At 66.5% G+C, this 20,122-nt stretch carries 22 protein-coding genes, 1 tRNA gene and 1 riboswitch; of the genes, 17 read left to right on the top strand and 6 right to left on the bottom strand.

What is annotated here, in order from left to right:
• The first annotated feature begins 5 nt into the window (after positions 1-5).
• A complete protein-coding gene (locus DCM79_RS02985) occupies positions 6-998 on the top strand; it encodes an SGNH/GDSL hydrolase family protein (protein ID WP_257178564.1) in 993 nt (330 codons plus the stop codon).
• Positions 999-1,113: 115 nt separating this feature from the next.
• Here DCM79_RS02985 and DCM79_RS02980 read toward each other — a convergent pair whose 3' ends face one another.
• Positions 1,114-2,301, bottom strand: coding sequence for an O-succinylhomoserine sulfhydrylase (locus DCM79_RS02980; RefSeq protein WP_257178563.1), 1,188 nt, complete (start codon positions 2,299-2,301; stop codon positions 1,114-1,116).
• A gap of 75 nt (positions 2,302-2,376) precedes the next feature.
• A riboswitch (SAM riboswitch) is annotated at positions 2,377-2,456 on the bottom strand.
• An 80-nt stretch (positions 2,457-2,536) separates the two neighbouring features.
• On the opposite strand from DCM79_RS02980, the gene DCM79_RS02975 reads away from it, so the two are divergent.
• From DCM79_RS02975 to DCM79_RS02960, 4 genes are all read left to right on the top strand, one after another.
• Entirely contained in the window at positions 2,537-3,673 is a 1,137-nt protein-coding gene (locus DCM79_RS02975) for a 2'-deoxycytidine 5'-triphosphate deaminase (RefSeq protein ID WP_155253806.1), read from the top strand.
• 104 nt (positions 3,674-3,777) lie between these two features.
• Positions 3,778-4,194: a PAS domain S-box protein gene (locus DCM79_RS02970; RefSeq protein ID WP_257178562.1), complete on the top strand. Its 417-nt coding sequence runs from the start codon at positions 3,778-3,780 to the stop codon at positions 4,192-4,194.
• A 104-nt stretch (positions 4,195-4,298) separates the two neighbouring features.
• Positions 4,299-5,351 carry a hypothetical protein gene (locus tag DCM79_RS02965; protein ID WP_257178561.1) on the top strand — a complete coding sequence of 351 codons (1,053 nt, stop codon included), beginning with the start codon at positions 4,299-4,301 and terminating at the stop codon, positions 5,349-5,351.
• 194 nt (positions 5,352-5,545) lie between these two features.
• On the top strand, positions 5,546-6,982 hold the full coding sequence (locus DCM79_RS02960) for an MATE family efflux transporter (RefSeq protein ID WP_257178560.1): 1,437 nt from the start codon (positions 5,546-5,548) through the stop codon (positions 6,980-6,982).
• Here DCM79_RS02960 and DCM79_RS02955 read toward each other — a convergent pair.
• The 5 genes from DCM79_RS02955 to DCM79_RS02935 form a co-directional block, all read right to left on the bottom strand.
• Positions 6,979-7,458 carry a hypothetical protein gene (locus tag DCM79_RS02955; RefSeq protein ID WP_257178559.1) on the bottom strand — a complete coding sequence of 160 codons (480 nt, stop codon included), beginning with the start codon at positions 7,456-7,458 and terminating at the stop codon, positions 6,979-6,981. The two genes, DCM79_RS02960 and DCM79_RS02955, sit on opposite strands and share 4 nt — an antisense overlap.
• Positions 7,459-7,570: 112 nt before the next feature.
• The gene (locus tag DCM79_RS02950) at positions 7,571-7,972 is read right to left on the bottom strand and encodes an SRPBCC family protein (protein ID WP_257178558.1); all 402 of its coding nucleotides are present in this window, start codon (positions 7,970-7,972) and stop codon (positions 7,571-7,573) included.
• Positions 7,973-8,119: 147 nt separating this feature from the next.
• Positions 8,120-8,479 (bottom strand): VOC family protein, encoded by a 360-nt coding sequence (locus DCM79_RS02945; RefSeq protein ID WP_028138955.1) that lies wholly within the window; start codon positions 8,477-8,479, stop codon positions 8,120-8,122.
• Between the two features lie 56 nt (positions 8,480-8,535).
• Positions 8,536-9,375 (bottom strand): helix-turn-helix transcriptional regulator, encoded by an 840-nt coding sequence (locus tag DCM79_RS02940; RefSeq protein WP_257178557.1) that lies wholly within the window; start codon positions 9,373-9,375, stop codon positions 8,536-8,538.
• A 10-nt stretch (positions 9,376-9,385) separates the two neighbouring features.
• Positions 9,386-9,964: a methylated-DNA--[protein]-cysteine S-methyltransferase gene (locus tag DCM79_RS02935; RefSeq protein WP_257178556.1), complete on the bottom strand. Its 579-nt coding sequence runs from the start codon at positions 9,962-9,964 to the stop codon at positions 9,386-9,388.
• 174 nt (positions 9,965-10,138) lie between these two features.
• Between DCM79_RS02935 and DCM79_RS02930 the strand changes: the two genes are divergently transcribed.
• From DCM79_RS02930 to DCM79_RS02875, 12 genes are all read left to right on the top strand, one after another.
• Positions 10,139-10,212 (top strand) — tRNA-Gly (locus DCM79_RS02930).
• A gap of 117 nt (positions 10,213-10,329) precedes the next feature.
• On the top strand, positions 10,330-10,560 hold the full coding sequence (locus DCM79_RS02925) for a type II toxin-antitoxin system HicB family antitoxin (RefSeq protein WP_257178555.1): 231 nt from the start codon (positions 10,330-10,332) through the stop codon (positions 10,558-10,560).
• A 132-nt stretch (positions 10,561-10,692) separates the two neighbouring features.
• Entirely contained in the window at positions 10,693-10,797 is a 105-nt protein-coding gene (locus DCM79_RS02920; RefSeq protein ID WP_257178554.1) for a type II toxin-antitoxin system HicA family toxin, read from the top strand.
• A 289-nt stretch (positions 10,798-11,086) separates the two neighbouring features.
• The gene (locus DCM79_RS02915; RefSeq protein WP_257178553.1) at positions 11,087-11,668 is read left to right on the top strand and encodes a helix-turn-helix domain-containing protein; all 582 of its coding nucleotides are present in this window, start codon (positions 11,087-11,089) and stop codon (positions 11,666-11,668) included.
• Between the two features lie 24 nt (positions 11,669-11,692).
• Positions 11,693-12,157: a GNAT family N-acetyltransferase gene (locus DCM79_RS02910; RefSeq protein WP_257178552.1), complete on the top strand. Its 465-nt coding sequence runs from the start codon at positions 11,693-11,695 to the stop codon at positions 12,155-12,157.
• A 98-nt stretch (positions 12,158-12,255) separates the two neighbouring features.
• On the top strand, positions 12,256-13,311 hold the full coding sequence (locus DCM79_RS02905) for a LacI family DNA-binding transcriptional regulator (RefSeq protein ID WP_257178551.1): 1,056 nt from the start codon (positions 12,256-12,258) through the stop codon (positions 13,309-13,311).
• Positions 13,312-13,382: 71 nt separating this feature from the next.
• Positions 13,383-14,840 carry a xylulokinase gene (gene xylB / locus DCM79_RS02900; RefSeq protein ID WP_257178550.1) on the top strand — a complete coding sequence of 486 codons (1,458 nt, stop codon included), beginning with the start codon at positions 13,383-13,385 and terminating at the stop codon, positions 14,838-14,840.
• Positions 14,837-16,159 carry a xylose isomerase gene (xylA, locus tag DCM79_RS02895; RefSeq protein WP_257178549.1) on the top strand — a complete coding sequence of 441 codons (1,323 nt, stop codon included), beginning with the start codon at positions 14,837-14,839 and terminating at the stop codon, positions 16,157-16,159. The genes xylB and xylA overlap by 4 nt, the downstream gene beginning before the upstream one ends.
• 13 nt (positions 16,160-16,172) lie before the next feature.
• Positions 16,173-16,931, top strand: coding sequence for an ATP-binding cassette domain-containing protein (locus tag DCM79_RS02890; RefSeq protein WP_257178548.1), 759 nt, complete (start codon positions 16,173-16,175; stop codon positions 16,929-16,931).
• Positions 16,931-18,013 carry an ABC transporter permease gene (locus DCM79_RS02885; protein WP_257178547.1) on the top strand — a complete coding sequence of 361 codons (1,083 nt, stop codon included), beginning with the start codon at positions 16,931-16,933 and terminating at the stop codon, positions 18,011-18,013. The genes DCM79_RS02890 and DCM79_RS02885 overlap by 1 nt, the downstream gene beginning before the upstream one ends.
• A gap of 95 nt (positions 18,014-18,108) precedes the next feature.
• On the top strand, positions 18,109-19,041 hold the full coding sequence (locus DCM79_RS02880) for a sugar-binding protein (RefSeq protein WP_257178546.1): 933 nt from the start codon (positions 18,109-18,111) through the stop codon (positions 19,039-19,041).
• Positions 19,042-19,143: 102 nt separating this feature from the next.
• A complete protein-coding gene (locus DCM79_RS02875) occupies positions 19,144-20,121 on the top strand; it encodes an aldo/keto reductase (protein WP_257180674.1) in 978 nt (325 codons plus the stop codon).
• Position 20,122 lies beyond the last annotated feature (1 nt).

Raw genomic sequence — 20,122 nt, 5'->3', positions numbered from 1 at the left:
CGTTAATGAGTTCTCTCCGCCCTTTTTGCCTGACGGCATGGCTGGCCGCGCCTGCAGCCGCAGTGCTGCTGTCGCTGCTGCCGGCCCCGCAATCGCATGCCCAGACGCCGGCCGTCCAGGCGACACCCGCCCCCGCGCAGTCGGCTGAAATCGCTCCCGCCTCGCCCTCCCAGACCGCCGTCGCCGCGACCTCGCCCGAGCAGCGCGGCATCACGGCGCGCGCCATCGACAAGGTGAAGCAGGCCGCCAAATCTGCCAGCGACATCTTCAACCGCGTGCCCTGCCAGCCGCCGAAGGGCGGTTCGAAGGCGATGGGCTCGCTGCCGCACGTCGCGGGCAAGCTCGTCGCCGGGCTGCCCGTCGTCATCGTCGCGTTCGGCTCGTCCTCGACTCAAGGATTCGGCGCGAGCTCGCCGGAGTTCAATTACCCCAATCGTCTCGCCGCTCAGCTGCGCCGGCACTATCCGACCGCCGACATCAGCGTCATCAATGCCGGTGTCGGCGGCGAGGACGCGCCCGAGATGATGAAGCGCCTTCAGACGCAGGTGATCGACATGCATCCGGATCTCGTGATCTGGCAGGTCGGCACCAACGCCGTGCTGCGCAATCTCGATCCCGGCGAAACCGCCAAGATGGTGGAGGACGGCATCAGCCGTATCCAGGCCGCGGGCGGCGCCGACATCGTGCTGGTCGATCCGCAATATTCGCCGGCCGTCAACCAGCGCGCCGAGAGCGCCGGCAAGATGGTGAAGCTGCTCAGCAAGGTCGCCGAGCTCCGTCACGTCGGAATCTTCCCGCGCTTCGAGGTGATGCGTGACTGGCACGAGAAGCAGGCCATTCCGGTTGAGGGCTTCGTGATCGCCGACGGCCTGCACATGAACGATTGGGGCTATGCCTGCTTCGCCCAGCTGCTCGGCGACGACATCATCCGCTCGGTCGGCCAGATCAAGCTCGGGGTGAACGTGCCGGCCGACGTGCGGACGTACCGGCCGATGTGAGAGGGTGCGTAGGGTGGGTTAGGCGAAGCCGTAACCCACCACTGTCTGTCTCCGCGGATGCAGAAGAGGTGGATTACGCCTTCGGCTAATCCACCCTACGAGACCTCGCCTCGCTTCACGCCTTCTCCAGCGCCGCGGTCAGGTCCTCGATCAGATCGTCGGCATGCTCGAGCCCTGCCGAGAAGCGAATGAAGCCTTCGCCGATGCCGAGCGCGGCGCGGTCTTCCGGCTTCAGGCGCTGATGCGTCGTGGTCGCCGGATGCGTGACGAGGCTCTTGGCATCGCCGAGATTGTTTGAGATCCTCGCAAGCTTCAGCGCGTTGAGCACGCGGAACGCGGCTGCCTTGCCGCCCTTGACCTCGAAGCCGACCAGGGTCGAGCCGCCGCGCATCTGCTTTTTCACCAGTGCGGCCTGCGGATGATCGGCGCGGCCGGGATAGACCAGCCGCGAAATCTTCGGGTGGCTCGCCAGCACCTCGGCGATGCGCGAAGCGGTCTCGGTCTGCGCGCGCACCCGCACGCCCAGCGTCTCCAAGCCCTTGAGCAGGACCCAGGCGTTGAACGGCGAGATCGACGGCCCGGTCTGGCGCATGAAATTGTGGATGTGCTCGGCGATGAAGGCTTCCGAGGACAGGATGATGCCGCCGAGGCAGCGGCCCTGGCCGTCGATGTGCTTGGTCGCGGAATAGACCACGACGTCGGCCCCGAGCGCGAGCGGGCTCTGCCAGATCGGGGTTGCGAACACGTTGTCGACGACGAGCCGCGCACCGCCCTTGTGCGCGATCTCGGCGATCCCGGGAATGTCGAGCACGTCGAGTGTCGGGTTGGTCGGGCTCTCCAGGAAGAACGTCTTGGTGTTGGGCCGCAGCGCGCGCTGCCATTGGTCGAGATCGAGCCCGTCGACCAGCGTGGTCTCGATGCCGTAGCGCGGCAACAGGTCCTGCACGACGTAGAGGCACGAGCCGAACAGCGCGCGGGAGGCAACGACGTGATCGCCGGCCTTGAGCGGCGCCAGGATCGCGGTCGTCACCGCGGCCATGCCTGTTGCCGCCGAGCGGGCGGCCTCGGCGCCTTCGAGCTCGATCATGCGGCGCTCGAACATCGCGATGGTGGGATTGGAATAGCGCGAATAGATGAAGCCGGGGTCCTCGCCCTTGAACCGCGCCTCGCATTGCTCGGCGCTGTCGTAGACATAGCCCTGGGTCAGGAACAGCGCCTCCGAGGTCTCGCCATATTGCGAGCGCAGGGTGCCGGAATGAACCAGGCGGGTTTCGGGGCGGTAGTTGGCGGTCGACTTCGACATAGGGTACCTCCGACATGACCGCCTCGTCGAAAGCGGTCACAAAAAAACCGGCCTGGATATCTCCACGGGCCGGGATCACAGAGGTCCCCGGCCTGTTTAGCGACTTATTTAACGTGGCTGCAAGCCGGCCGGCTCAAATCACCACGGGATAAGTGATGCTCATATTCGGCAATGCCCTTTCCGTCAAGGCGTCCATCGGATAGCCGTAAAAGACCTGTATTTCCGGCATGTCCGGATGCATCTGACCCCTGATGAGGACCCCCGGTTGACGTTCACGGTCGCGCCCGACGCCAATGGTATCCTGCCCGACCGCATGATCGCGGCGATGGCGGAGGCGGGGCTCATCCGGCCCGCCTACGACTTCGTCGAGAGCCAGATCCAGCCGGCCAGCCTCGATCTGCGTCTCGGCGACATCGCCTATCGCGTCCGCGCCAGCTTCCTGCCGGGCCCCGGCGCCACCGTGGCCGAGCGCATCGACGAGTTGAAGCTGCACGAGTTCAGCCTCGCCGACGGCGCGGTGCTGGAGACCAACTGCGTCTACATCGTGCCGCTGCTGGAAAGCCTCGCGCTGCCGCCGGAGATCGTCGCCGCCGCGAATCCCAAGAGCTCCACCGGCCGGCTCGACGTCTTCACCCGCGTGATTGCCGACGGCACCCGCCGCTTCGACATGATCGGCGCCGGCTATCACGGTCCGCTCTATGCCGAGATCAGCCCGAAGACGTTCCCGGTGCTGGTGCGCGAGGGCTCGCGCCTCAGCCAGGTGCGCTTTCGCACCGGTGATGCCATCCTCAACGCCGACGAGCTCGACGGCTTGCACGCCGCCGAGCGTCTGGTCGATGTCGACGATGCCGATCTCTCCGGCGGCGTTGCCGTCTCAGTCGACCTGTCCGGCGAGAAAGCGGGCGGCTTCGTCGGTTATCGCGCCAAGCGCCACACCGGCGTCGTCGACGTCGATCGCCGCTCCGGCTACGCGGTGGAGGATTTCTGGGAGCCGATGTCGGCCCGTCCCGACGGCAGCCTGATCCTCGATCCCGGCGAGTTCTACATCCTCGCCTCCAAGGAAGCCGTGCAGGTGCCGCCCGACTACGCCGCGGAGATGGTGCCGTTCGATCCCCTGGTCGGCGAGTTTCGGGTGCATTACGCCGGATTCTTCGATCCCGGCTTCGGCTATGCCGGCGCCGGCGGACAGGGCGCGCGCGCCGTGCTGGAGGTGCGCTCGCGCGAAGTGCCGTTCATCCTCGAGCACGGCCAGATCGTCGGCCGTCTCGTCTACGAGAAGATGCTGGCCCGTCCTGATGCGATGTACGGCCAGCGTATCGGTTCCAACTACCAGGCCCAGGGCCTCAAACTATCGAAGCATTTTCGGGTGTAGCCCGATCCTGTAGCCCGGATGGAGCGAAGCGAAATCCGGGGCGGTTGCACTTGTGGCACGATCCCGGACTACGCTGCGCTTCATCCGGGCTACGAGGTGACCACATGACCAATCCATCCGAACTCGATGCAAGGATCGCCGAAGGCGTCGCGGATGCGCTGATCTATTCGGATCGCTCGGGAACGATCATGCGCTGGAACGGTGCCGCGGCGGCCCTGTTCGGCTTCTCCGCTGCGGAAGCGCTCGGCCAGAATCTCGACCTGATCATTCCCGAGCATTTGCGCGCCGCGCACTGGAAGGGCTTCGAGGCCGCGCTCGCCAGCGGCAGCATGAAGCTTGCGGGCAAGCCGACGCTGACCCGCGCGCTGCACAAGAGCGGACGCAAGCTCCACATCGAGATGACGTTCGCCCTGGTGCGGGATTCCGCCGGCAACGTCCTCGGATCCGTGGCGATGGCGCGCGATGTCACCGAACGGGTCGAGCGTGAGCGCGCGGCCAAGGCGCCGCCGCAAACTTCGTGATGCGGAATTGACGGGCAATCGCGCAGGGCGCTCTGCACGGGCGTGATGTTGCCTGCCGCGGGGTGCGGTGACACACTCGATCGAAACAACGATCGGGAGCGAACATGGCCGCCGCTGTAGACGCCGCGCAGGAAGCCCAATGGAAGCGCTGGCGCGCGGTCGCCGACCTCTATCACGCTTTTTTCACCGGGCTCATCCTCACCGTCGTGACGCGGCGCGGCACCGCCGACGCTGCCGAGTTCGTTTTCCGCGTGTTTCGCCGCCAACAGCAGGAGCGCTTCCTGCCGGGCCTGAAGAAGCTCGGGATCGATCATCTGCCGCCGGCGGTGGCGGCCGCGCAATATCACTATCTCTCCAACTGGATCGGCGGCGTGCATGTCGAGTACATGTACGAGAGCGACGCCAAGGCCTGGATCCGCTATCCGCCGCCGCGCTGGATCTGGAAGGGCACCGCGATCTGCGGCGTGCCGGGCGAGGTCTCGCGCGCGATGCTGCGCGGCTGGCACGCCAACAATGGCGCAGCCCTCGGCGATCTCAGGCTCGGCTTCGTCTGCACCAAGCAGAGCGTCGACGGCCAGGACGGGCTGGAAGGCTACTATCACCAATACGATCATCCGCTCGAGCCGGACCAGCGGCTGGTGTTCGCGCGCCACCTCGAAGCGCCGCTGTTCGATGCGAAGACCGCGCCGGCGCTTCCCGTGGCGAGCTGGCCAAAACCGCGTCTGGAAAAAGCCTATCGCAATTACGCGATGGAATATGTGCGCACCGCGGCGCCTGTCATGGTGCAGCTGTTCGGTCCTGAAGATGCCGGCTACCTGCTGCGCCTCACGGGCAAGCTGATCGGGATGCAATATTTCGATGACGTCGCAGCCGCGCTGGCGATGAGCCGCGGCGGGGCAGGTGAATTCGCCGCGTTCCTGAACGCGCTGCTTGCCGCGCAGGATGATGCGGCTGAGAGTACGACGTCTGAAGGCAGCTCCGAAATCCGCCAGCAGAGCTGGAAGTTGATGGACGACATTGCCGACTATCATCCCGCTTGCGCCAGAGTGCTGGAGGGACTGTTCGAAGGCCTCGCCGCAGGCTGCGGGCGGCATATCGCCGTCCATCTGCGCCCCGCCGCGGGCGGCCGCCCGCCGCTGGTCTGGACGATCGGGTAGGCCACGCTGCCGCCGGGGAGAGGGAGAAAAACGATCCATCGAAATGCGCTGCCGCAGGGCACGCCTGCATCCGGCGCAGGAGGAATCGGCCATGGCCGTGCTAACAAGCCGCCCGGCGCGCCCCGCGCGAACAAATTGATTGCCATACCCAAGCATTGCCGCGCCGCAAAGGGCGCCCCGAGCCCGGAGAGGACATGTCCGACATCGCCGAGATCCCGGTCGATGAGCAAGAGCGTCCGCTGCCGCCGCCGGTGCGAAGCGCGCTTGTAGACGGGCCGATCTTGCGCACGCTGCTCGGCCTTGCCTGGCCCAACGCGATCGCGCTGTCGGCCGGCACCTGCACGGTGATCGCGGAAACCTCCTATATCGGCCGGCTCGGCGTCGAGGCGCTGGCGGCGATGGCGCTGGTGTTCCCGGCCATCATCCTGACCATGACGATGTCGGGCGGCGCCATGGGCGGTGCGGTGGCGTCCGCCATCGCACGCGCGCTCGGTGCCGGCGATCGCGAGCGCGCCGGCACGCTCGCCGCGCATGCGATGCTGATCGGCATCTGCTTCGGCCTCGTCTTCATGCTGGGCATGCTGATCTTCGGCCCGAAAGTGCTGGAGATGCTCGGCGGCCGCGGCGATGTGCTGACCCATGCGGTCGCCTACACGCAGGTGTTTTTCGGCGGCGCCGTGCTGCCCTGGCTGCTCAACACCATGGCCGGCGTGCTGCGCGGCACCGGCAACATGAAGCTGCCCTCGTTCCTGATCATCAACTCCGCGGCCTGGCAGATCGTGCTCGGCGGCACGCTCGGCCTCGGGCTCGGGCCGGTGCCGCAGTTCGGCATGCACGGCGTCGCGGCCGGTGCGCTGATCGCCTATTCCATGAACATCTGCATCATGGGCTGGTACCTGTTCTCCGGCCGCGCGCGCGTCACACCGAAGCTGCGCGGCCTGCGCATCCAATGGGCGATGTTTTTCGACATCCTCAAGGTCGGCGCCATCGCCTGCTTCTCGCCGCTGCAATCGGTGCTGACGATCTCGATCTTCACGCACATGCTGGCGCAGTTCGGCACCACGATCCTCGCCGGCTACGGCATCGGTGCGCGGCTCGAATTCCTGCTGACCTCGATCGCGTTCTCGTTCGGCATCGCCTGCGTGCCGATGGTCGGGATGGCGATCGGCGCAGGCAACATCGCGCGCGCCCGGCGCATCGCCTGGATCGCCAGTGCGGCTGCCTTCGTCGCCGTCGGCGCACCGGCCTGCGTCGTTGCGATGTTCCCCGACCTCTGGATCGACATCTTCACCGACAGCGCGGAAGTGCGCGCGGCGAGCCATCAATATCTCTCGACGGTCGGACCGTTCTACGCCTTTTTCGGCATCGCCACGGTGATGTACTTCTCCTCGCAGGGCGCGGCCAAGGTGATCGGGCCGGTGCTGGCGCAGACGGCGCGGCTGGTCTACATCTCGGCCGTCGGCTGGTGGCTGTCGACCCATGAGGCCACCGCGCAGAGCTTTTTCTGGCTGGCCGCGAGCTCGATGGTCGTGCTCGGCCTGCTCTCATCCTCCAGCGTCGTGCTGACGCGCTGGGGACCGCGCGGCAGCAAGCCTGCGATCAGGCCAGCGCTGTCGGGTGCGTCCGACTAGCGATGCTTATGGCGGCGATGGCCACTGCCGCCGCCGGTATTGGCGAGCCGCATCAATTGCGGGATCATCGCCATCATGTCGCCGCCACCGGCGCCGCCGAGCATGCCCATGATGTCGCCGCCGCCCATGCCGCCGAGCCCGGTCGGCACATAGCCGCTTCCGCCCACCGGCGCGTAACCGCCGTAATTCGGCGCGCCGAAGCCGCCGCCGCCCATCATGCCACCAAGTCCGCCGCCGCCGTTCTCCATCATGCGGCTCATCATCGGGCCCATGGTCTGCATCATCATGGCGAAGCGGCGCTTGCCCATCTTCGCCTTCATCATCTCCAGCATCGGCGCCATCTGGGTCATCATGTCCTCGCCGCCGGCACCGCCTCCGCCGAATCCGGCGAACTGCGCCTTCGCCGGCGTGCTTGCGGCGGAAAACAGCAGCAGCACGGCGGCCGCCTGGCAGATCACCTTGTCCGCACCTCTCATGGCATGCTCCTCGCGTGCGCAGCCCGCCGGGACAGCGGAGCCAACCGGACGCACGCCGCGATGGTTACGGCCGGCGAGGGCGGAGCTCTGTGCGAAAACTCACAGAGTGCGGTCAGGCCGCGGCAGCCGGAAACGCCTTGTGCAGGGCGATGACGGCGTCTTTGGTCTGTTCCTGGACGTAAGCTGCAAGCTCGTTCGGCAGCATGTCGATGGTCCACACCAGGCGACATCTCCGCTCGCCGTCGGCGATCACCTGCACCGCGGCGCTGTAGTGCTTCAGCCGTTCGTTGCTGATGGCGTAGACGAGACGCCGGCGCGCATCGTCGCAATCGACCAGCACCTCGCGTGCCACCGAACCGTTGGCGAAGGTGACGATGCGCGCATCGCCGTCGAGCGTGCAGGCGGTGACGAAGCCGGGCACCAGCCGTTCATGCAGCGCGCCGAAATCGCGCACCGCGTCCCAGACGTCGTTCGCCGCGGCGGGTAGGGGGATATCGTTGTGGATGGAGGCCATGAAGCTCCCCTTGATGTTGTCAGGAGGTTGCCACACATGCCGTCATTGCGAGCGCAGCGAAGCAATCCAGCGATGTTTCCGCGGAGACAGTCTGGATTGCTTCGTCGCAAGAGCTCCTCGCAATGACGGAGCCGGCGGTTGGAGCGCTTAGCTACAAACCGCCTCGACATTGTTGCCATCAGGATCGATCAGGAAGGCCGCGTAATAGGTCGGGCTGTAATCCTTGCGCGGTCCGGCGCCGCCATTGTCGCGGCCGCCGCTCTTCAGCCCTTCGCTGTGGAACGCCTTGACCGCGTCATGGCTGCCGGCGCGAAACGCGATGTGCGCGCCGTCAGCCTTGCGGCCCTTGTTCAGGTGCAGCCACAGCGCCGGCGCGTCCTTCGGCCCGAAGCCGGCATAGCCGTCGCCGCTGGAGCACAGCACGTAGCCGAGCGGCGCCAGCACCGCGGTGTAGAAGCGCGTCGCGGCGTCGAGGTCGGCAACGCGAAGTCCGATGTGGTCGTACATGTTCGTCTCCATGTGCAAAGCGCGCCGAAAGTGGCGCGCGCCGGAGACGAAGCTAGTCAATGGAGGGCAAGCTGCTCTTGGAGAATCTTGCGCATCCCCTTCGAGGCCTGGCGAAACCTGGTCGGCGATACGCCGGCGGCGCGGTGGAAGGTGCGGACGAAGTTGGAGAGATCGCCGAAGCCGACGTCATAGGCGACGTCAGTGACCGCGATGTCGTCGTCGGCGAGCAGCCGTGCCGCGTGCCGCAGCCGCGAGCGCACCAGATATTGATGCGGGGTGACGCCGAGCACGCTGGAGAACAGCCGCAGGAAGTGGAACGGGCTGAGGCCCGCCTGCCTGGCGGCCTGTTCGAGATCGATCTCTTGATGCGAATTGTCGTCGATCCACAGCGCGGCCTCCACTGCCCGGCGGCGGTCGCGCGCATTGGGCGTGGCCGGCTTGCGCGGCCTGCCCGAGACGATTTCGACGAACCGGCCGGCCAGGATCTGGCCGACCTCGTCGAGGCCGATGTCGCTGTTGCCATCTGCCGCCGTCTGGGCAAGCTCGCCCAGCACCATCAATTCGGGCAGCGGCGGCGTGGCGCCGATCTGCCAGACCTCGCGCCGCCCATTGAGGCCATCGACCATGTCGTCGCTGAGGAAGAACGACAGGCAGACGTCGCCGCTGACATGCTCATGGGTGCAGGTGTATTCCTCGCCGGGCGCGCCGACCAGCATCGAGCCCGCCACCAGCTCGAAGAACCCGGCGCGACAATTGCAGCCGAAGCTGCCCGAGCGGACATAGGCGATGGAATGCCCGGTGCGGCATTCGGCAAACGGTGTATCGTCCGGTCCCGCATCGCAGCGAAACTCGCAGACCGTGATCGATTGTGTCGTCAGCAATGTAGTCGCGTCCATGCCGCCTTATCTAGGTGGACGGCCTCGGCGGAGCAACGGGCAGCAGCACCTCGAACAGCGTCTTGCTGGCGACGGGGTGGGCGCCCTCCAGCGCCAGCAGCCGCCGCTTGGAGATCACCCCGCCATAGGGCGAGAGCCGGTCGGTGTAATTGCCGGCCTCCAGCACCCGGTGGCAGGGCACGATCAGCATGTAGGGATTTTTGGCGATCGCCTGCGCCACCGAATGCGCCGCGCCTGAGGCGCCCAGCGCCTTGGCAACCTCGTGATAGGTGCGTGTCTCGCCGCGCGGAATCGAGCAGGCGAACTCATAGACGCGCCGGTTGAAGCCGGGCACGCCGCCGGCATCCAGGCTGACCTCGGAAAAATCGGGATCGCGGCCCTGCAGCAGGGCCGTGATGCCCTCGATCGCAAGCTCGGCATTTTCGCACGGCCGCTGCTCGCGCGCCTCGGGATGGACCTGAAAGATCCGGCGGCGGGTGTCGATCTCCCGCGCCTCCGGCAATTGCACGGCGACGACGCCGGTGCCGCTCCAGATGATGCCGCAGCGGCCTATGGCCGTGTCGAATATGGAATAGCCGCGCCCCACCATGCACACGCCCCACTCAGTGCACGTTTCTCCCCAGACATTCGATCATAACACCGCCACAATCCGACGCACCCAAAATCTTGCCAAAACGTTAAGAAGCGTTCTGCCTGGCACGCCAAACCGCTTGGCGGCAAGCGCCGTCTCGGCTAATCAGGAGGCGCGCGGCTTCGCGCATCCGCGGGCGTAGTTCAATGGTAGAACGGCAGCTTCCCAAGCTGCATACGAGGGTTCGATTCCCTTCGCCCGCTCCAACGCGACGTCTGAATAAAGCGCGCTACCGATATCCGTTGATTTGACCGGCGACCTCGGTCTGGTACGATAAATGATGTCGTTTCCGTCCAATTTTCATGGGCAGTAGGAGCTACATCATGGCGGCAAGCTACAGCTATTCCGTCATTCTTGAGCCCCAGGAGGGCGGTGGCTTTACCGTGCTTGTCCCGGCCTTGCCCGAGGTCGTGACCGAGGGCGATACCGAACAGGAAGCGCTCGCCAATGCCGAGGAGGCAATCCGTGCAATCCTGGAATATCGACGGGAACAGGGAATGGCGCCTCCGTCCGATGCTCATCCCGAGATTCGCCACGTAACGGTGGCCGCCTGATATGGGCGGTGGACGTCTGCCTGCCGTCAACGGCAAGCGCGTCATCCAGGCACTGATGAAAGCCGGTTTCGTCGTCAACCGGATTGTTGGGAGTCACCACGTTCTTGTTTTCCTGGAGACCCGACACGAACGGTGACTGTTCCGGTTCATGCCGGGCGAGACTTGAAACCCGGCACGCTGCGCTCGATCATTCGACAGACCGGCCTGACCGTGGAGGAGTTCACAGAACTTCTGTAGAATCATCGACCGCTTCACCGAACGCATAACCGCCGATCGATGAGATGACGGCAGATTACGCCTTCCGCTCGTAAGCGCTCGACGACATTGAACAGCGTTGGGACCACTAAGCTGAAGCGGCCGCCGAGGCGCGCCGCTTGCCCCGTCGCGCCCAAGCTCGGCGTCCGGCCCCCGGCAAAGATTCTAATATGTTAGCCTGCCGCTCCCGGCACGCCCGCCTCGCCCGCCTTAAGCTTCTCTCGCCCGGCGGATGCGGTCCCTGCGCCGGGTGATGTCTGGATGAGAGCCGATGGACCAGCAGAAACTCGACCGTGCGATCGGTCGCCGCTTGAAGACGCTGCGGACGCAGGCGGGGATGACGTTGAACGAACTTGCAACGCGCTCCGGGGTCAGCCGGGCCATGATCGGGCGGGTCGAGCGGGCGCAGAGCAGCGCTACGGCCTCGCTGCTCGGCAGGCTCTGCGCCGCGCTCGACGTCTCGCTCAGCGATGTCGTCGCGCTCGCCGAGAAGCCGCCGGAGCGGCTGGTGCGGCTCGCCGACCAGCCGCACTGGCGCGATCCCGACAGCGGCTATCGAAGGCGGCACGCCTCGCCGACGGATGCGGCGAGCGGCATCGAGATCATCGTCGTCGATCTGCCGGCCGGCGCGCGGGTGCCGTACAGCCCCTGGGGCCGCAACGCGTTCACCCAGCAATTGCTCATGCTGGAGGGCGCGATCGCCGTGTACATCGACGCCAAGACGGTGCGCCTGCGCGAGGGCGATTGCCTGGATTTCGACGTGATGCGTGCGGTGACCTTCGAGAACGAAACCAGGCAGGACGCGCGCTACGTCATCATCACGCGGCGCGGCACCTCCTACGGGAAGATGTGAGATCATGGAGTGGAGACCCTGACGATGCAGATCCGCACCGGCGACACCTTCGATCCGCGCGTCGTCGCGCTGCTCGATCATCACGTCACGTCGGCGCGGGCGCAGACCGCGCCGGGCAGCGCACATGCGCTCGACCTCGCGGGCCTTCGCGCCGACGATGTCGCGTTCTGGACCGGCTGGGACGGCGAACTGCTCGTTGCCACCGGGGCGCTGAAGACGCTTTCGGCCGTCCATGGCGAGGTGAAGTCGATGCACACGCTTCAGACCACGCGGCGGCGCGGCTTCGGCGGCCAGATGCTCCGCCACATCATCGCGGAGGCCCGCGCGCGCGACTTGAGGCGGCTCAGCCTCGAGACCGGTTCATGGGATTATTTCAAGCCGGCGCATGCGCTCTACCAGGCCCACGGCTTTGTCCTCTGCGGCCCGTTCGAGGGTTATCGCGATGATCCCAATAGCCTTTTCCTGACGCTCGATCTGACGCAAGGCTGACTATCGGCCGGGGGCTTCGGCCAGTTCGCGCACGGCACTGCATTCCCGTCCGACAAAATGAGTTGCGTACCTCAAAACACCTCTGCTAGCCTTCAGCCATGGCCGAGACCCTGACCGCGAGCGCGCTGACGCTGAAGGACATCGCCCGCGAGGCGGGCGTCAGCCTCGCGACGGTGGACCGCGTCCTGCACAATCGGCCGGGCGTGCGGCCCGAGACGGTGCGGCGCGTCAAGGCGGCGATCGAGCGCAATTCGTTCCAGCCCCATGTCGCCGCCGCCGAGCTTGCCCGCGGCCGCGCCCGCCGCTTTGCCTTCGTGATGCCGTCGGGGCCGAACCCGTTCATGCAGCAGATCGAGGCCTATCTCGGCGAGATGTCGGGCTGGCTCTCGGCCCGCCGCCTCAGCGTCGAGATGGTCGCAACCGACGTGTTCGATCCCTCCGTGCTTGCGGCCTCGCTCGAGGCGCTCTCCGGCGATTACGACGGCGTCGCCGTGGTGGCGCTGGATCACCCCACCGTTCGCGCCGCGATCAACGACCTCGTCGACGCCGGCACCCAGGTGGTGACGCTGGTGTCGGACGTGCCGTCGTCGCGCCGCCACCATTATGTCGGCATCGACAACATCTCGGCGGGCCGCACCGCCGGCGCGCTGGTCGGACGACTGGTCGGCCAGAAGTCCGGCAAGGTCGCGATCGTCGCGGGCTCGCAGGGCCTGCGCGACCATGCCGAGCGCATCTTCGGCTTCAACCAGGTGATGGCCTCGGAATTCCCCGGTCTCAGCGTGCTGCCGGTGCTGGAAGGGCGCGACCAGGACGATCGCTCCGAGCAGGTGTTGGCGCGGCTGCTCGCCAAGCATGCCGACATCGTCGGCCTCTATAATGTCGGCGCCGGCACGCAAGGTGTCGCCAAGGCACTGAACGACAAGGCGTTGAGCGATGCCGGCCGCGACAAGGTGGTGTTCGTCGGTCACGACGTCACCATGCTGACGCGCCGCCTGCTGCTGCAGGGCGTGATGGATGCCGCGATCTCGCAGAACCCCGGGCATGAAGCGCGCGCCGCCGTGCGCGTGCTGCTCGCGCTCGCCCGCGGCGAGCCGATCTTGCGCGAACAGGAGAAGATCAGGATCGACATCGTGATGCGGGACAACCTGCCCTAGCTATCGAATGGGCCGTGGCGAAAAGCGCGACATCAAGATCGTGCAGCGCAATGAGGAAAGAGGAGGACGATTTGTATCTCGGACTGGACATCGGCACGTCCGGCGTGAAAGCGGTGCTTGTGAGCGAAGCCGGCGCGATCGTCGCGACCGCCGCGCGCGAGCTCGCGCTGTCGCATCCGGCGCCGCTGTGGTCCGAGCAGGACCCCGATGCCTGGGTCGATGCGGCGATCGGCGCGGTCGACGATCTCGCAAGCCGCCATCCGCGCGAAGTAGCGAGAGTTCGCGGCATCGGCCTGTCCGGCCAGATGCATGGCGCGACGCTGCTCGATGAGGACGGCAAGCCGCTGCGCCCGGCGATCCTCTGGAACGACGGCCGCTCGCAGGCCGAATGCGCGGTGCTGGAGCGGCGCTGTCCGTCGCTGCACGCGATCGCCGGCAACCTCGCCATGCCCGGCTTCACCGCGCCGAAGCTGCTATGGGTGGCGCGGCATGAGCCGAAGATTTTCGAGCGCGTCGCAAAGGTGCTGCTGCCCAAGGCCTATGTGCGTTATCGCCTCACCGGCGAGATGGTCGAGGACATGTCCGATGCCGCCGGCACGCTGTGGCTCGATGTCGGCGAGCGGCGCTGGTCGGCCCTGCTGCTGCACGCCACCGGGCTCGACCTCCATCACATGCCGCGCCTCGTCGAGGGCAGCGCGGCGAGCGCAATGCTCGCGCCGGATTATGCGCAGCGCTGGGGCATGAGGAAGGACGTCGTGGTCGCGGGAGGCGCCGGCGACAATGCCGCGAGCGCGATCGGGCTCGGCGCGATCGCGCCCGGCGATGCCTTCCTGTCGCTGGGGACATCAGGCGTTCTGTTCCGCGTCACCGATCGCTTCGCATCGGCGCCGGCCTCGGCCGTGCACGCGTTCTGCCACGCACTGCCCGGCCTCTGGCATCAGATGGGCGTGATGCTGTCGGCTGCGGCTTCGCTGGCTTGGCTCTCCGGCGTGATGGAGGTGCCGGCCGCAGCGCTGCTGGCGCCACTCGGCGAGCGCGTCGATGCGCCGAGCCCGATCAGATTTCTGCCCTATCTCGACGGCGAGCGCACGCCGCACAACGATGCCGCCGCGAGCGGCGCCTTTGTCGGCCTGCGCGGTGCCACCGGCCGCAGCCAGATCGTCCAGGCCGTGCTCGAAGGCGTCGCCTTTGCCGCGCGCGACAATCTGGCGGCGCTGAGCGCGGCGAGCGGGCCCATTGCCGAGCTCGATCTCGTCGGCGGCGGCTCGCGCTCGCCGCTATGGGCGCAGATCTGCGCCGACGTGCTCGGCATTCCCGTTCACCGCGTCGAAGAGGGCGAGGTGGGAGCGGCCCTCGGCGCCGCGCGGCTCGGCCGGCTCGCTGCCACCGGCGAGAGCCCCGAGACGGTCTGCACCCGGCCGCGGCGGCTCGCGAGCTTCACGCCCCGCACCTCCGTCGCTGCGGCCTATGACGAAGCCTATCGGCGATGGCGCGAGCTTTATCCCGCATTGAAGGAGTCCCTGAAGTGAACGCGTCAGCCAAATTCTTCGATGCGAGCGCACCTGTCGCCTTTGCCGGCCAGGACGCGGGACCGGCGCCCGCGTTTCGCTGGTACGACAAGGATCGCATGGTCCACGGCCGCAGGCTCGAGGATCACTTGCGCTTTGCGGTCTGCTATTGGCATTCGTTCTGCTGGCCCGGCGGCGATCCCTTCGGCGGCGAGACGTTCCTGCGGCCCTGGCATCACGGCAGTGATGCGATGGCGCAGGCGCGGGCCAAGGCCGATGTCGCGTTCGAGCTGTTCCGCCTGCTCGACGTGCCCTACTTCACCTTCCACGACGTCGACGCGGCGCCGGAGGGCGCTTCGCTCGCCGAGTCCGTCGCCAATCTCAACGCGATCGCCGATCTGTTCGAAGCGAAGATGGCATCAGCCAAGGTCCGTCTGCTCTGGGGCACTGCGAACCTGTTCACGCATCGCCGCTACATGGCGGGTGCGGCGACCAATCCCGACCCCGAGATATTCACCTACGCGGCCGGCCAGGTCCGCGCCGCGCTGGAGGTGACGCACCGGCTCGGCGGGCAGAACTATGTGCTGTGGGGTGGGCGCGAGGGCTATGAGACGCTGCTCAACACCGATCTCAAGCGCGAGCTTGATCAGCTCGGCCGCTTCGTCTCGCTCGTCGTCGAGCACAAGCACAAGATCGGATTCAAAGGCCCGGTCCTGATCGAGCCGAAGCCGAAGGAGCCGACCAAGCATCAATATGATTTCGACGTCGCCACCTGCTACGGCTTCCTCGAACGTTACGATCTGCTGAAAGACGTCAAGCTCAACATAGAGCAGAACCACGCCATCCTCGCCGGCCATTCCTTCCACCACGAGGTCGCGCTGGCCGAGGCGCTCGGCGTGTTCGGCTCGCTCGACATCAACCGCGGCGACGATCTGCTCGGCTGGGATACCGACCAGTTCGCGATGAACGTGCCGGAGCTGGCGCTGGTGTTCCACGAGATCCTGAACCGCGGCGGCTTCACCACGGGCGGGCTGAACTTCGACGCCAAGATCCGCCGCCAGTCGATCGATCCCGACGATCTGATCCATGCTCATGTCGGCTCGATGGATGCCTGCGCGCGAGCCTTCCTCGCCGCCGCCGACATGGTCGACGCCGGCACGCTGAGTGCGCCGCTTGCAAAGCGCTACGAGGGGTGGGCGGGCCCAGAGGGCCGCGCCATTCTCGGCGGCCAGCGTTCGCTCGCCGATCTCGCCGACCGTGCCATGTCTCCCGACTTCGATCCGCAGCCGCGCTCGGGCCGTCAGGAATATCTGGAATCCCTGGTCAACCGCTATGTCTGAGGAAACGCCGCTGATGACGAAGACTGACGCGACACCGGTGCTCGCACTCACCGGCATCGGCAAGGAATTCGGCGCCATCCGCGCGCTGCACGAGGTCGACCTGCAGGTCATGCCGGGGGAGGTGGTCGGCCTGATGGGCGACAACGGCGCGGGCAAGTCGACCCTGGTCAAGATCATCGCCGGCAATTTCCGTCCCAGCCATGGCGAGATCCGTTTTGCCGGCAGCGCGGTCCATTTCAGCCGGCCCGTCGATGCCCGCGCGGTCGGCATTGAGGTCGTGTATCAGGACCTCGCGCTGGCCGACAATCTGACGGCGGCGGCCAACGTGTTCCTCGGCCGCGAGCTGAAGCGCAAGTTCGGGCCCGTCGCGCTGCTCGATCACAAGGCGATGGCGGCGCGGGCGCTGGAGCTGTTCGGCGAGCTGCGCTCGGAGACGCGCCCCGACGATCTCGTCAAGCAGATGTCCGGAGGCCAGCGCCAGGCGGTTGCGATCGCGCGCACGCGGCTCTCCAACGCGCGGCTGGTGATGATGGACGAGCCGACCGCCGCGATCTCGGTGCGTCAGGTCGAGCAGGTGCTCGGCCTGATTCACCGGTTGAAGGAGCAGGGGGTTGCCGTGATGCTGATCTCGCACCGCATGCCAGACGTGTTCGCAGTATGCGACCGCGTCATCGTCATGCGCCGTGGCGAGAAACGCGCCGACAAGCCGATCCACCAGACCTCGCCGGAGGAAGTCACCGCCCTCATCACCGGCGCGAAGGAGGCGGCATAATGGCCATGCCCATGGAATCTCCGATCAGCTTCACCAATGTGGGCCGGATCAAATGGTGGCAGCGCGGCATCTTCGCCTCGCAGACCGGCTACGTGCTGCTCGCGCTCGCGGTGCTGCTGGTGATCATGCATTTCGCCAGCCCGTATTTCTTCACCGAAGGCAACATGCAGAACGTGGCGAAGAACTTCTCCTTCATCGCCATCGCCACGCTCGGCGTCACCTTCGTGATCATCACCGGCGGTATCGACCTCTCGGTCGGCTCGATGATGTGCTTCTCCGCCATGATCACCTCGATGGTCATGACCGAGCTGTCGTCGCCCGGCTCGCCCGCAGGCGCCTTGTTCGTGCACATGGCGGCAGACGGCAAGACCGTGCTCGCCAACGTGCCCGGGCTGATCCTGCTGGTCTCGGTCCTGGCCGGTCTCGGCGTGGCGCTGATCGCCGGGCTCGTCAATGGCTTCTGCATCGCCGTGCTTGGCCTGTCGCCCTTCGTCACCACGCTCGGCATGCTCTCGATCGTGCGCGGGCTCGGCTATGTCGTCTCCAACGGCCGCGGCAGCTTTCCGGGCGGGCCCGACGCTGATTATTTCTACGCCGCGACCTCGGGCGACGTGCTCGGCGTGCCCGTGCCGTTCATCTATCTGATGGTCCTCGCGCTGACGATGGCCGTGGTGCTGCACCACACCGCGTTCGGCCGCCACGTCTTCGCGCTCGGCGGCAACGAGAAGGCGGCCGAGCTGACCGGCATCCCGGTGGTGCGGGTGAAGATCGAGGTCTACGTGATCTGCGCGCTCGCCGCCGGCCTGCAAGGCATCATCATCTCGGGCTGGCTCGGGTCGGCGCCGGCCAACATGGCGACGTCCTACGAGCTCAACGTGATTGCGGCCGCCGTCATCGGCGGCGCCAACCTTGCCGGCGGCATCGGTGGTCCGCTCGGCGCCATCGTCGGCTGTGTGCTGCTGGAGGTGATCCGCAACGGCCTCGTGCTGGCGCAGGTCTCGTCCTACTGGCAGCAGACGCTGGTCGGCGTGATCATCATCCTGGCCGTGCTGGTCGACCGCATCCGCTCGCGGATGACTTGAATTGACGTGGTTCTCGGGAAGGCAACGAAAACGCCGCCCGTCCGCTTCCCGGACGATCTGAAAAGGACGGGCACCAAACAAGAGTGGAGGAGACGATGAGGAAACTTCTTCTGGCCGGCATCGCGGTTGCGATGATGGCGACGCCGGCATTCGCCGCGAACTACCGCTTCGTCATCGTGCCGAAGGCGATGAACAACCCGTTCTTCGACTTCGCGCGCGACGGCTGCCTGAAGCGGGCCAAGGAGCTCGGCAACATCGAGTGCATCTACAAGGGACCGGTCGAGCACGAGCCGGCGACGCAGGCGCAGATCATCCAGGACTTCGTCACCCAGAAGGTCGACGGTCTCGCCATCTCGGTCGCCGACGTCGCGGCCATGACCAAGTCGATCGAGGCGGCGACCGCCGCCGGCATCCCCGTCATCACCTTCGATGCCGACGCACCCGGATCCAAGCGTCTCGCCTATATCGGTACCAACAACAAGGAGTTCGGTGTCGCGCTAGGCAAGCAACTCTTGAAGATGCGGCCTGACGGCGGCAAATACGCCATGGTCTCGGGCGGACCCGGCGCCAAGAATCTCGCCGAGCGCGTCGACGGCGTGCGCGAGGCGTTGAAGGGCTCGAAATGGGCCGAGGTCGCGGGCTCCCCGACCTTCTGCAACGACGATCCCGCGCTGGCGGTGCAGCAGATGACTGATATGCGCACAGCGACGCCCGATCTCGCCGCGATCGTGCCCATCGGCGGCTGGCCGATGTTCGCTCCCGAAGGCTTCAAGGCCTTCGCGTCCAGGAACAAGAAGGACATCGATTCCGGCAAGTTCACCCTGGTCGTCGCCGATACGCTGAAGATGCAGCTCGAGCTTCTGCGTGACGGCTATGCCAATGCGCTGGTCGGCCAGCGTCCGTTCGAGATGGGCGAGAAGGCGATGGATACGCTGCTCGCCATCAAGAAGGGCGAGAAGGTGCCGGAGATCGTCTACACCGGCCTCGATCTCGTCACCAAGGACAACGTCGCGCAGATGTTGAAGTAGGAGCGCCCGCCAGCCCCGCGTTCCTGCATGCCTCTCCCGCTTGCGGTTTCCGCAAGCGGGAGAGATGATTTGGACTGTTGGAATGAAGACAAGGCCATGGGAATGAAACGATCGCGGCTCGGCTCGCTCGACGTCACCTCAATCGGCCTCGGCTCCGCGCCGCTCGGCGGTTTGTTCAGTCCTGTGAGCGATGCCGATGCGGAGGCGACGATCGCGCGCGCCTGGTCGCTCGGGGTACGATTCTTCGATACCGCGCCGCTCTACGGCTTTGGCCTCGCCGAGCGGCGGCTCGGGGCCTTCCTGCGGCAACAGCCGCGCGAGTCCTACGCCATCTCGACCAAGGTCGGCCGCCTGCTGCGCGTGCCCGAAGGCGCGGCCGCCGAGGACGAGCACTACAAGGGCACGTCGCGCGAGCGGCCGGTGTTCGACTTCAGCTATGACGGCGTGATGCGCTCGGTCGAGGAAAGCCTTCGCCGGCTCGGGCTCGACCGCGTCGACGTCCTGCTGGTGCACGATCCCGACGATCATTATGACGAGGCCGTCACAGGTGCCTTCCGCGCGCTGCAGCGGCTGCGCGAGGATGGCACGGTCAAGGCGATCGGTGCCGGCATGAACCAGTCGGAGATGTTGGTTCGGTTCGCGGAAGCCGTGCCGGTCGACTGCTTTCTGCTCGCCGGGCGCTACACGCTGCTCGACCAGGGCGCGCTGGATGCGCTGTTCCCGGTCTGCACGGCCAAGAACATCGGCATCCTGCTCGGCGGCATCTACAACAGCGGCATTCTCGCCGATCCGCATACGAGCGCGAAGTTCAATTATCAGGACGCCAATGCCTCACTGGTGGCGCGGGCGCTGGAGCTCGAGGCGCTCTGCCGCAAGCACGGCACCGAGCTGAAGGCCGCCGCGCTCCAGTTCTGCATGGCGCATCCGGCGGTCACTGTCGCCGTGACGGGCGCGCGCAACGCCGCCGAGGTCGCCGACAACATCGCGATGTCGGAGAAGACCGTGCCCGCCGCGTTCTGGCAGGAGCTGCGTGCGCGAAACCTCGTCAATGCGCGCTCGCCGCTGCCGACGGGAGCGTAAG

Origin of the sequence: Bradyrhizobium sp. WBOS07 (genome assembly GCF_024585165.1) — a bacterium.
Taxonomy (GTDB): domain Bacteria; phylum Pseudomonadota; class Alphaproteobacteria; order Rhizobiales; family Xanthobacteraceae; genus Bradyrhizobium; species Bradyrhizobium japonicum_B.
Note: the sequence above shows the minus strand (reverse complement) of the source record. Positions and strands in the feature narration are given on the sequence as shown.